The 12,390-nt window shown below is 55.6% G+C and carries 10 protein-coding genes and 1 tRNA gene; all 11 read right to left on the minus strand.

Translation table 11 applies throughout. The features are described from left to right. The coding region (rpoC, locus tag LG30_RS0107545) for a DNA-directed RNA polymerase subunit beta' (protein WP_033130098.1) at positions 1 to 1,740 on the minus strand (1,740 nt) is incomplete at its 3' end. 80 nt (positions 1,741 to 1,820) lie between these two features. Beyond that, the gene (gene rpoB, locus LG30_RS0107550) at positions 1,821 to 5,849 is read right to left on the minus strand and encodes a DNA-directed RNA polymerase subunit beta (RefSeq protein WP_033130099.1); all 4,029 of its coding nucleotides are present in this window, start codon (positions 5,847 to 5,849) and stop codon (positions 1,821 to 1,823) included. Between the two features lie 221 nt (positions 5,850 to 6,070). Continuing rightward, a complete protein-coding gene (rplL, locus tag LG30_RS0107555; RefSeq protein ID WP_033130100.1) occupies positions 6,071 to 6,433 on the minus strand; it encodes a 50S ribosomal protein L7/L12 in 363 nt (120 codons plus the stop codon). A 51-nt stretch (positions 6,434 to 6,484) separates the two neighbouring features. Beyond that, complete coding sequence (rplJ, locus tag LG30_RS0107560; RefSeq protein ID WP_033130101.1) at positions 6,485 to 6,985, minus strand: 50S ribosomal protein L10; 501 nt, start codon at positions 6,983 to 6,985, stop codon at positions 6,485 to 6,487. 257 nt (positions 6,986 to 7,242) lie between these two features. Further along, positions 7,243 to 7,944, minus strand: coding sequence for a 50S ribosomal protein L1 (gene rplA, locus LG30_RS0107565; protein WP_033130102.1), 702 nt, complete (start codon positions 7,942 to 7,944; stop codon positions 7,243 to 7,245). 4 nt (positions 7,945 to 7,948) lie between these two features. After that, positions 7,949 to 8,377: a 50S ribosomal protein L11 gene (gene rplK / locus LG30_RS0107570; protein ID WP_016352267.1), complete on the minus strand. Its 429-nt coding sequence runs from the start codon at positions 8,375 to 8,377 to the stop codon at positions 7,949 to 7,951. A 134-nt stretch (positions 8,378 to 8,511) separates the two neighbouring features. Next, positions 8,512 to 9,063, minus strand: a complete 552-nt coding sequence (nusG, locus tag LG30_RS0107575; RefSeq protein ID WP_033130103.1) for a transcription termination/antitermination protein NusG — start codon at positions 9,061 to 9,063, stop codon at positions 8,512 to 8,514. A gap of 9 nt (positions 9,064 to 9,072) precedes the next feature. Continuing rightward, positions 9,073 to 9,444 carry a preprotein translocase subunit SecE gene (gene secE, locus LG30_RS0107580; protein ID WP_033130104.1) on the minus strand — a complete coding sequence of 124 codons (372 nt, stop codon included), beginning with the start codon at positions 9,442 to 9,444 and terminating at the stop codon, positions 9,073 to 9,075. A 60-nt stretch (positions 9,445 to 9,504) separates the two neighbouring features. Next, positions 9,505 to 9,581: transfer RNA gene (locus tag LG30_RS0107585), tRNA-Trp, on the minus strand. A gap of 52 nt (positions 9,582 to 9,633) precedes the next feature. Next, positions 9,634 to 10,818 carry an elongation factor Tu gene (tuf, locus tag LG30_RS0107590; RefSeq protein ID WP_033130105.1) on the minus strand — a complete coding sequence of 395 codons (1,185 nt, stop codon included), beginning with the start codon at positions 10,816 to 10,818 and terminating at the stop codon, positions 9,634 to 9,636. A 54-nt stretch (positions 10,819 to 10,872) separates the two neighbouring features. Continuing rightward, a partial coding sequence (fusA, locus tag LG30_RS0107595) for an elongation factor G (protein WP_033130106.1) occupies positions 10,873 to 12,390 on the minus strand: 1,518 nt, incomplete at its 5' end.

The raw sequence follows: 12,390 nt of genomic DNA on the forward strand, positions 1-12,390 counted from the left end.
GCTCAGGATCGCACGACCAACGGTGGTGTTCTTCAGCTCGGTGTGCGCGACCAGGGAATCATCTGCCTGACGCAGGTATTCGGTGATACGCACTTTCACGCGAGCATGCAGATCGGCCAGACCGGCGCGATACACCTTCTCGGCTTCTTTCGGGCCGGCCAGCACCATACCTTCGCCCTTGGCGTTGATACGGGCACGGGTCATGTAGTACAGACCCAAGACCACGTCCTGGGAAGGAACGATGATCGGCTCACCGGAAGCAGGCGACAGGATGTTGTTGGTGGACATCATCAGGGCGCGTGCTTCGAGCTGGGCTTCCAGGGTCAGCGGTACGTGGACCGCCATCTGGTCACCATCGAAGTCGGCGTTATAGGCGGCACAGACCAGCGGGTGCAGCTGGATGGCTTTACCTTCGATCAGGGTCGGTTCGAACGCCTGGATACCCAGACGGTGCAGGGTCGGTGCGCGGTTCAGCAGCACAGGGTGTTCGCGGATCACTTCGTCCAGGATGTCCCAAACGACGGCTTCTTCGCGTTCCACCATCTTCTTGGCGGCCTTGATAGTGGTCGCCAGACCGCGGGATTCCAGCTTGCCGTAGATGAAGGGCTTGAACAGCTCCAGCGCCATCTTCTTCGGCAGGCCGCACTGATGCAGACGCAGGGTCGGACCTACGGTGATAACGGAACGACCGGAGTAGTCGACACGTTTACCCAGCAAGTTCTGACGGAAACGACCCTGCTTACCCTTGATCATGTCGGCCAAGGATTTCAGCGGGCGCTTGTTGGAACCTGTGATGGCACGACCACGACGGCCGTTATCCAGCAGGGCATCCACGGACTCTTGCAGCATACGCTTTTCGTTGCGCACGATGATGTCCGGGGCGGCCAGGTCCAGCAGACGCTTCAGGCGGTTGTTACGGTTGATCACGCGACGGTACAGATCGTTCAGATCGGAAGTCGCGAAACGGCCGCCGTCCAGCGGTACCAGCGGACGCAGGTCCGGCGGCAGCACAGGCAGCACTGTCATGATCATCCACTCCGGCTTGTTGCCGGACTGCAGGAAGGCTTCCATCAGCTTCAGACGCTTGGTGGTCTTCTTGCGCTTGGTCTCGGAGTTGGTCTGTTCCAGCTCCTCGCGCATGGTCTTGACTTCACCTTCCAGATCGATGGCACGCAGCAATGCAAGGATTGCCTCGGCACCCATCTTGGCGTCGAATTCGTCGCCCCACTCTTCCAGCGCGTCCAGATAGTTCTCTTCGGACAGCATCTGGCTGCGCTCGAGGTTGGTCATGCCGGGTTCGATCACTACATAGGATTCGAAATACAGCACGCGCTCGATGTCACGCAGGGTCATGTCCAGCAGCAGACCGATACGGGACGGCAGGGACTTCAGGAACCAGATGTGGGCAGTCGGGCTGGCCAGCTCGATGTGGCCCATGCGCTCGCGACGGACCTTGGTCTGGGTCACTTCTACGCCGCACTTCTCGCAGATCACACCACGGTGTTTCAGGCGCTTGTACTTGCCGCACAGACACTCGTAGTCCTTCACCGGTCCGAAGATACGGGCGCAGAACAGACCATCACGTTCCGGCTTGAAAGTCCGGTAGTTGATGGTCTCAGGCTTTTTGACTTCACCGAATGACCAGGAGCGGATCATGTCAGGAGAGGCCAGACCGATCTTAATACTGTCAAACTCTTCGGTCTTGGTCTGAGCCTTCAAAAACTTGAGTAAGTCTTTCACGTGTTTCCCCTGTCAGGAGTCTAACCTCGGCGCCCCTTTCGGGGCGCCCACGTCAATTCTCGAACAATAAGAGCGAGCTCTTACTCTTCGTCCAGCTCGATGTTGATACCCAGAGAGCGGATTTCCTTCAACAGTACGTTGAAGGATTCGGGCATGCCCGGCTCCATACGGTGGTCGCCATCCACGATGTTTTTGTACATCTTGGTACGGCCATTCACATCGTCAGACTTGACGGTCAGCATTTCCTGCAGGGTATATGCCGCACCGTAAGCCTCCAGGGCCCACACTTCCATCTCACCGAACCGCTGGCCACCGAACTGTGCCTTACCACCCAGCGGCTGCTGGGTAACCAGGCTGTAGGAGCCGGTAGAACGCGCATGCATCTTGTCGTCTACCAAGTGGTTCAGCTTCAGCATGTACATGTAACCCACGGTGACCTTACGCTCGAAGGCGTTACCGGTACGACCGTCGAACAGGGAGATCTGACCGGATTCCGGCAGATCGGCCAGCTTCAGCAGGGCCTTGATTTCGTGCTCTTTGGCACCATCAAAGACAGGTGTAGCAACCGGCAGACCCTTACGCAGGTTACCCACCAGGGTACGCACGTCGTCGTCAGACAGTTCGGCAATGTTCACTTGCTGGGTGTCTTTCTCGCCCAGGTCATAGACCTGTTGCAGGAATTCGCGCATCTCGTGCAGCTCGCGCTGCTCTTTGATCATGCGGTCGATCTTCTCGCCAATACCCTTGGCCGCGAGGCCCAGGTGCACTTCGAGGATCTGACCGATGTTCATACGGGATGGTACGCCCAACGGGTTCAGTACGATGTCGACCGGACGGCCGAACTCGTCATGAGGCATATCTTCGACCGGGCAGATCTTGGAGATAACACCCTTGTTACCGTGACGGCCCGCCATCTTGTCACCCGGTTGGATGCGACGCTTGACTGCCAGGTAAACCTTGACGATTTTCAGTACGCCCGGCGCCAGATCATCACCCTGGATAATCTTGCGACGTTTGTTCTCGAACTTCTTGTCGAAGTCGGCTTTCAGCTCGATGTGCTGTTCGGCGATCTGTTCCAGTTCGATCTGCTTGGCTTCATCTTCGATGGCCAGTTCAAACCACTTGGTACGATCCAGCTTGTTCAGACGATCTTCGCTGTAACCGGCGGCCAGCAGCAGGTTGCGGGAGCGGCCAAAGATGCCGTCTTCCAGGATCTTGAACTCTTCGGTCAAGTCCTTCTTCGCTTCCTTCAGCTGCATCTCTTCGATTTCTTTGGCGCGCTTGTCTTTTTCCACGCCATCGCGGGTAAAGACTTGCACGTCAACCACGGTACCGTACACACCGTTCGGCACACGCAGGGAGGAGTCCTTCACATCGGAGGCCTTCTCACCGAAGATGGCGCGCAGCAGCTTCTCTTCCGGGGTCAGCTGGGTTTCACCCTTGGGTGTTACCTTGCCTACCAGAATGTCGCCGCCCTTCACTTCGGCACCCACGTAGACGATACCGGACTCGTCCAGCTTGGACAGAGCGGCTTCACCCACGTTCGGGATGTCGGCAGTGATCTCTTCCGGACCCAGCTTGGTGTCACGGGAGATACAGGCCAGTTCCTGGATATGGATGGTGGTCAGGCGATCTTCCTGAACCACGCGCTCGTTTACCAAGATCGAATCTTCGAAGTTGTAACCGTTCCACGGCATGAACGCGACGCGCAGGTTTTGGCCCAGCGCCAGTTCGCCCAGATCGGTAGACGGGCCGTCAGCAACCACGTCACCGGCCATGACCGGCTCACCCAACATCACGCAAGGACGCTGGTTGATACAGGTGTTCTGGTTGGAACGGGTGTACTTGGTCAGGCTGTAGATGTCGATGCCGGCTTCGCCTGGCAGCAGCTCATCTTCATTGACCTTGATAACGATACGGGAGGCATCGACATAGTCGATCATGCCGCCACGCTTGGCCACTACGGTTACCCCGGAGTCCACGGCTACAGCGCGTTCCATACCGGTACCTACCAGCGGCTTGTCGGCACGCAGAGTCGGTACGGCCTGACGTTGCATGTTCGAACCCATCAGGGCTCGGTTAGCATCATCGTGTTCCAGGAACGGGATCAGGGCCGCTGCGACAGAAACGATCTGCTGCGGGCTCACGTCCATGTACTGGATCTGGTCGGCGTTCATAAAGGTGGATTCACCCTTATGACGGCACGGGATCAACTCATCTTTCAGACGGCCATCTTCGGAGGTCGCGGCGTTAGCCTGAGCGATCACGTACTTGCCTTCTTCGATGGCGGACAGGTAATCCACTTCGTCGGTGATCACACCGTCGATGACCTTGCGGTACGGGGTCTCGAGGAAACCGTACTCGTTGGTGCGGGAATACACGGACAGCGAGTTGATCAGACCGATGTTCGGACCTTCAGGCGTTTCGATAGGGCACAGACGACCGTAGTGAGTCGGGTGTACATCTCGAACTTCGAAGCCGGCACGCTCACGGGTCAGACCGCCCGGGCCCAGCGCGGAAATACGACGCTTGTGGGTCACTTCGGACAGCGGGTTGTTCTGGTCCATGAACTGGGACAGCTGGCTGGAACCGAAGAACTCTTTGACCGCGGCGGAGATCGGCTTGGCGTTGATCAGATCCTGCGGCATCAGGGTGTCCAGGTCGCCCAGGGAGAGACGCTCCTTGACCGCACGCTCGACACGCACCAGACCTACGCGGAACTGGTTCTCGGCCATTTCACCGACAGAACGAATACGACGGTTACCCAGGTGGTCGATATCGTCCACCTCGTCATTGCCGTTACGGATGTCGATCAGACGCTTCATGACCTCGACGATGTCGTCTTTGGTCAGCACGCCTACGCCGGTCTCGTCTTCACGACCCAGACGGCGGTTGAACTTCATCCGACCTACGGTAGACAGGTCATAACGCTCGGAAGAGAAGAACAGGTTCTCAAACAGCTGCTCGGCCGCTTCGCGAGTGGGCGGCTCGCCCGGACGCATCATGCGGTAGATTTCGACCAGGGCTTCCAGACGACTGGAGCTGGAGTCGATGCGCAGGGTCTCGGACATATAAGCACCGTGGTCCAGTTCATTGGTGAACAGAACCTCGAAGTGCTTGAAGCCGGCTTGGGACAGGTTGGCAACCGCTTCCAGGCTCAAGGCCTGGTTGGCAGTCACGACCATCTCGCCAGTCTGCGGATGTGCGTAGTTCTTGGCTGCAACTTTGCCAACAACATACTCCACCGGCACCTCGATCTGGGTGATGGCGTCTTTTTCCAACTGACGGATGTGGCGCGCGGTCACACGACGACCGGTCTCGACCACCACGGTGCCATTGGCAATGATGTCGAAGGTCGCGGTTTCACCACGCAGGCGCTCGGGCACCAGGTCCATCATCAACTTGCCATCTTTTACCTCGAAACCAATGGTCTCGAAGAAGGTGGCCAGAATCTGTTCGGAACTGAAGTCCAGGGCGCGCAGAATAATGGACGCCGGCAATTTACGACGACGGTCGATACGGACAAACAGGTTGTCTTTCGCATCGAACTCGAAGTCCAGCCAGGAGCCACGGTAAGGGATAACGCGGGCGTTATACAGTACCTTACCGGATGAATGTGTTTTGCCTTTATCATGGTCGAAGAAGACGCCCGGGCTGCGGTGCAGCTGGGAGACGATGACCCGCTCGGTACCATTGATAACAAAGGTGCCGTTCTCGGTCATGAGCGGAATTTCGCCCATGTAAACTTCTTGTTCCTTGATGTCTTTGACGGTGCCGGCAGCTGCTTCACGGTCGTACAGAACCATACGAAGCTTGACACGCAGCGGCGCGGAGTAGGTCACTCCACGGATCTGGCATTCTTTTACGTCAAATACCGGCTCACCCAGGCGATAGCTGACATACTGAAGCTCAGCACTACCGGAGTAACTGGTGATCGGGAAAACGCTACGGAAAGCGGCCTCTAGGCCATATTCACCTTCCGGGTCAGCCTCGATGAACTGCTTGAAGGAGTCCAGCTGAATGGACAACAGATAAGGCGTGTCCAGTACCTGGTCTCGCTTACCGAAGTCCTTACGAATGCGTTTTTTTTCGGTATAAGAGTAAACCATAGGGTTCCTCAGCTCGCTGATAAGTGACCCACTCTGTCCCGCGGGACAGCTCTGTCTCAACACCGTTTTGTGTTGGCCCGGACGATGAGGCGGTCCGGATTGCTGGTGCACCGAGAGTCGTAAACGGCGTGAAATGCTCTCAGTCTACAGCGCAAAAAGGCTGGTGAACAAATATTCACCAGCCCTAGCCTGTTTATCAGGCTAATCTACATAAATGCAGATTATTTGATCTCAACAGAAGCACCAGCTTCTTCAAGCTGCTTCTTCAGAGTTTCAGCTTCGTCCTTGGAGACGGCTTCTTTCAGGTTGGTCGGTGCAGCTTCTACCAGGTCCTTGGCTTCTTTCAGGCCCAGACCGGTGGCAGCACGAACGGCCTTGATGACGGCAACTTTGTTGGCGCCAGCAGCAGTCAGAACTACGTCGAACTCGGTCTTCTCTTCTACTGCTTCAGCGGCCGGACCGGCAGCTACAGCAACAGCGGCAGAAACACCGAACTTCTCTTCCATTGCTTCGATCAGCTCAACAACTTCCATTACGGACATGGAAGCAACGGCTTCGATGATTTGGTCTTTAGTGATAGACATGACAAAAATTCCTGATGTTGAATAAACTCAAACAGCCTAAATAGGCGAGAATCAAGCAGCAGCTTGTTTCTGGTCGCGAACAGCAGCGATAGTACGAACCAGCTTGCCAGCAGAGGCTTCCTTCATGGTAGCCATCAACTTCGAAATCGCTTCGTCGTAGGTCGGCAGCGTGGCCAGACGATCAATTTGTGCTGCGGCGATAAACTCACCGTTAAAAGCGCCAGCCTTGATTTCGAACTTTTGGTTCGCTTTAGCAAACTCTTTGAACAGACGAGCGGCAGCGCCCGGGTGTTCGTTAGAGAAAGCAATCAAGGTAGGACCAGACAATACGTCGTTCAGGCAACCGAATTCGGTACCTTCAACTGCGCGACGCAGCAGGGTGTTACGCACAACGCGCATGTACACACCGGCTTCGCGAGCAGATTTACGCAGGCTGGTCATCTTTTCTACAGTCACACCGCGAGAATCGGCTACAACTGCAGAAAGAGCGCCTTTGGCAGCTTCGTTGACTTCAGCAACAATTGCCTTTTTGTCTTCGAGTCCCAATGCCATTGGCTTAACTCCTGGATTGAATCCGGGTCTATAGACCCAGTACTGACACATCCCCCCTACCTTCACAACAGAGGGGAACGATGCGGTAGCAGGATTCCAGAAGAGAAAGAAAACTTTCTCGCTGGGTTTCCGGCACCGTCTACGCAGGTAGGATTAAGGCCTTGCAGCCACCTGCGGTCTTGGACGGAGGTCGAAACCCCCAACCAATCAAGGCGCAAAATTATAGATTAAATCTTGCGCCTTGTAAAATCCACCAATTAGGCCTGAGCTTCCAGAGAAGCTTGGTCTACGGCAACACCGGCACCCATGGTGGTGGAGATGCTGACTTTCTTGATGAAGATACCTTTGGCGGAAGAGGGTTTGCCCTTTTTCAGAGCAACCAGCAGCGCTTCCAAGTTTTCTTTCAGCTGAACTTCGTCGAAAGAAACCTTACCCAGAGTGGTATGGATGATACCATTCTTGTCATTGCGGTAACGAACCTGACCAGCTTTAGCATTCTTCACAGCTTCAGCAACGTTCGGGGTAACGGTACCCACTTTCGGGTTAGGCATCAAACCACGCGGGCCCAGGATTTGGCCCAGTTGACCAACAACACGCATGGCATCCGGGGATGCGATCACGACGTCGAAGTTCATCTCACCTTTCTTGACCAGCTCGGCCAGGTCATCCATACCAACCAGTTCAGCACCGGCAGCCTTGGCGGCTTCGGCGTTGGCACCCTGGGTGAATACGGCGACGCGGATGTCACGACCAGTACCGTGCGGCAGTACAGTAGCACCACGTACGTTCTGGTCGGATTTACGAGCATCGATACCCAGGTTGACAGCAACGTCAACGCTTTCAACGAACTTGGCGGTAGCCAGTTCTTTCAGCAGGGCAATGGCTTCGTTGATGGAGTACTCTTTGGTACCGTCAACTTTTTCGCGAATAACGCGCATACGCTTGGAAAGTTTTGCCATTGTCTTAATCCTCCACTACCAGGCCCATGGAACGAGCGGAGCCTGCGATGCAACGTACTTTTGCATCCAGATCGGCACCAGTCATATCCGGCTCTTTGGTCTTGGCGATTTCTTGCAGCTGGGCAACAGTCACCTTACCAACTTTGTCTTTGTTCGGCTTGGCGGAACCAGACTGGATACCTGCGGCTTTCTTCAGCAGGAAGGAAGCAGGCGGAGTCTTGGTTTCGAAGGTGAAGGAACGGTCACTGTAAACGGTGATCACGACCGGAGTCGGTGAGCCTTTTTCCAGCTTCTCTGTACGAGCGTTGAACGCCTTACAGAATTCCATGATGTTGACACCGTGCTGACCCAGCGCAGGACCAACGGGAGGGCTGGGGTTAGCACTGCCAGCCTTAACTTGCAGCTTGATATAAGCTGTGACTTTCTTAGCCATTACGAAAATACCTCAAAAATGGGTTCTAGCGCCTCGGAGACATGCTCCTGCAAACGGCTCCCCAACAAATAAAGGGGCAGCGAATTATAGAGATATTCGCTGCCCCTGACAACCGTTAAACGTACAGACTTTAATCAGCCCTTTTCGACCTGACCAAAATCCAGTTCTACCGGCGTTGAGCGACCGAAGATCAGTACCGAGACCTTCACGCGACTCTTCTCGTAGTCCACCTCTTCAACGGTACCGTTGAAGTCGGCAAACGGACCATCGGCAACCCGCACCATTTCACCCGGTTCAAACAGGGTTTTCGGACGCGGCTTGTCATGGGCATCTTGCAGACGATTGAGGATGGCATCCGCTTCCTTATCGGAGATAGGAGCCGGACGATCGGAAGTGCCACCGATGAAACCCATCACGCGCGGTACGTTACGCACCAAGTGCCAGGTGGTTTCATCCATCAGCATCTGCACCAGGACATAACCCGGGAAAAATTTGCGCTCACTCTTGCGCTTCTGGCCAGCACGCATCTCGACCACTTCTTCGGTCGGGACCAGCACTTCGCCAAACATCTCTTCCATGCCATGCATCTTGATATGTTCACGCAGGGATTTGGCAACCCGACCTTCATAGCCGGAAAATGCCTGCACGACATACCATCTCATACGTTGTTCACGTTGTTCAGTCATGGCTTTTCCTTACACACCGGTAATCAGGTTGACCAACCACACCAAGGCGCCGTCCAGGATGAACAGCAGCAGCCCCATCACGGCGGTCACCGCCAGCACAATCAGGGTTGTCTGAATGGCTTCCTGACGGGTCGGCCATACGACCTTGCGGACTTCCAGGCGTGACTCACGGGCAAATGCCAGTGTTGCCTTACCTTTGGTGGTTTGCAGGGCCACAGCACCCGCTGCGGCGATGACAACGACCACACCCAGGGCGCGAACGGCGGCAACAACGTCATGGAGCAGGTAGTTGCCTACTACAGCCGCCGCCAAAATGATGAAAACCAGACCCCACAGAAGGGTATCCTTGCTTCCGCCCTGTCCCTCAGAACTAACACTCATACAACCCACCTGTATCTGACGTAACCAAAGACACAAAAGCCCCGTACGAGACGAGGTATATGGCAGGGGCGGCAGGACTCGAACCCGCAACCATCGGTTTTGGAGACCGCTGTTCTACCAATTCGAACTACGCCCCTGCATAAGAAAGCCCCTATTATAGGGGCTTTGCTTTATTTATGTAAGCCAAGATTAAGCGATTACGCTAGCTACAACACCAGCACCTACGGTACGGCCACCTTCACGGATAGCGAAACGCAGGCCGTCGTCCATCGCGATCGGTGCAATCAGGGTAACAACCATTTTGATGTTGTCGCCTGGCATTACCATTTCTACGCCTTCCGGCAGTTCGATGGTACCGGTCACGTCGGTAGTACGGAAGTAGAACTGAGGACGGTAGCCCTTGAAGAACGGGGTATGACGACCACCTTCTTCTTTGGACAGCACGTACACTTCAGATTCGAACTTGGTGTGCGGCTTGATAGAACCCGGCTTGGCCAGTACTTGACCACGCTCTACGTCTTCACGCTTCACGCCACGCAGCAGCGCGCCAACGTTCTCACCGGCACGACCTTCGTCCAGCAGTTTGCGGAACATTTCAACACCGGTACAGGTGGTGGTCACGGTATCTTTGATACCGACGATTTCTACAGACTCACCAACCTTGACGATGCCGCGCTCTACACGACCGGTAACGACGGTACCACGGCCAGCGATGGAGAAGACGTCTTCGATAGGCATCAGGAACGGCAGGTCGATTGCACGCTCCGGCTCCGGGATGTAGGTATCCAGGTGGTTAGCCAGCTCGATGATCTTCTCTTCCCAAGCAGCGTCGCCTTCCAGTGCTTTCAGGGCGGAACCACGAACGACCGGCAGGTCATCACCCGGGAAGTCGTATTCGGTCAGCAGTTCACGCACTTCCATCTCGACCAGCTCGAGCAGCTCTTCGTCGTCGACCATGTCGCACTTGTTCATGAATACGATCATGTACGGGATACCAACCTGACGACCCAGCAGGATGTGCTCACGAGTTTGCGGCATCGGGCCGTCAGTCGCTGCAACAACCAGGATCGCGCCGTCCATCTGGGCAGCACCGGTGATCATGTTCTTAACGTAGTCGGCGTGACCCGGGCAATCTACGTGGGCGTAGTGGCGGGCAGCAGTGTCGTATTCTACGTGGGAGGTGTTGATGGTGATACCACGCTCACGCTCTTCCGGCGCCTTGTCGATCTGGTCGAAGGCGAAAGCTTTACCACCGAAGTGCTTGGCCAGCACGTTGGTGATGGCGGCGGTCAGGGTGGTTTTACCGTGGTCAACGTGGCCGATGGTGCCGACGTTTACGTGCGGTTTGTTACGCTCAAATTTTTCTTTAGACACGACGTAGTCCTTCTAGGTTAAACCCGCCTACCGTCGTAGGCGGGGAATCATAAATTACTTGGATTTGCGCTCTTCGATGACTGCCTGAGCCACGTTGTTCGGGGCGTCGGAGTACTTAGCAAATTCCATAGCGTAGGAAGCACGACCTTGGGTAGCGGAACGCAGGGCGGTCGCATAACCGAACATCTCGGCCAGCGGCACCAGGGCGCGTACGATCTTGCCGGACGGGCCGTCTTCCATACCTTCGATCAGGCCACGACGACGGTTCAAGTCACCGATAACGTCGCCCATGTAATCTTCCGGAGTTTCGACTTCGACCTTCATGATCGGCTCGAGCAGGACCGGGCTTGCCTTCATGTAACCAGCCTTGAAGGCCAGGGAAGCTGCGATCTTGAACGCCAGTTCGGAGGAGTCGACATCGTGGTAAGAACCGTAGTGCAGACGCACGCCCAGATCCATTACCGGATAGCCTGCCAGCGGGCCGGATTTCAGCTGCTCACGGATACCCTTGTCAACGCCCGGGATGTATTCACCAGGAATCACGCCGCCCTTGATGTCGTTAACGAACTCATAGGCTTTGCCGGCTTCCAGCGGGTACATGTCGATGATGACGTGACCGTACTGACCACGACCACCAGACTGCTTGGCGTGCTTACCTTCGATATCCTTGACGGTTTCACGAATGGTTTCACGGTAGGCAACCTGCGGCTTACCTACGTTCGCTTCAACCTTGAACTCGCGACGCATACGGTCAACGATGATGTCCAGGTGCAGCTCACCCATACCGGCGATGATGGTTTGGCCAGATTCTTCGTCAGTCCATACGCGGAAAGACGGATCTTCCTGCGCCAGACGGCCGAGTGCCAGACCCATCTTCTCTTGGTCAGCCTTGGTTTTCGGCTCAACTGCGATGGAGATTACCGGTTCCGGGAATTCCATACGCTCGAGGATGATCGGTGATTTTTCGTCACACAGGGTGTCACCAGTGGTCACATCTTTCAGACCGATGGCGGCAGCGATATCACCTGCGCGAACTTCTTTGATCTCTTCACGCTTGTTGGCGTGCATCTGAACGATACGGCCAAAACGCTCGCGCTTCTCTTTGACAGAGTTCAGCACGGAGTCACCGGAGTTAACTACACCGGAGTAGACGCGGAAGAAGGTCAGGTTGCCTACGAACGGGTCGGTAGCAATCTTGAATGCCAGAGCAGAGAACGGCTCTTCATCAGAAGCATGACGCTCGTCTTTGGTGACGCCGTCCAGCTTCAGACCGTCGATGGCTGCTACGTCGGTCGGAGCCGGCAGATAGTCAACCACGGCATCCAGCATGGCCTGTACGCCCTTGTTCTTGAACGCGGAGCCACAGGTAACCAGGATGATTTCGTTGTTCAGAACACGCAGACGAAGAGCTTTCTTGATCTCTTCCTCGGTCAGTTCTTCACCACCCAGGTATTTTTCCATCAGGTCTTCAGACGCTTCGGCAGCGGCTTCAACCAGGGTCATGCGCATTTCTTGCGCTTGTTCCAGCAGCTCGTCCGGGACGTCTTCGTAATCGAAGGATACGCCCTGGTC

The organism is Aeromonas aquatica, from assembly GCF_000764655.1.
In the GTDB taxonomy this organism is placed as follows: Bacteria; Pseudomonadota; Gammaproteobacteria; order Enterobacterales; family Aeromonadaceae; genus Aeromonas; species Aeromonas aquatica.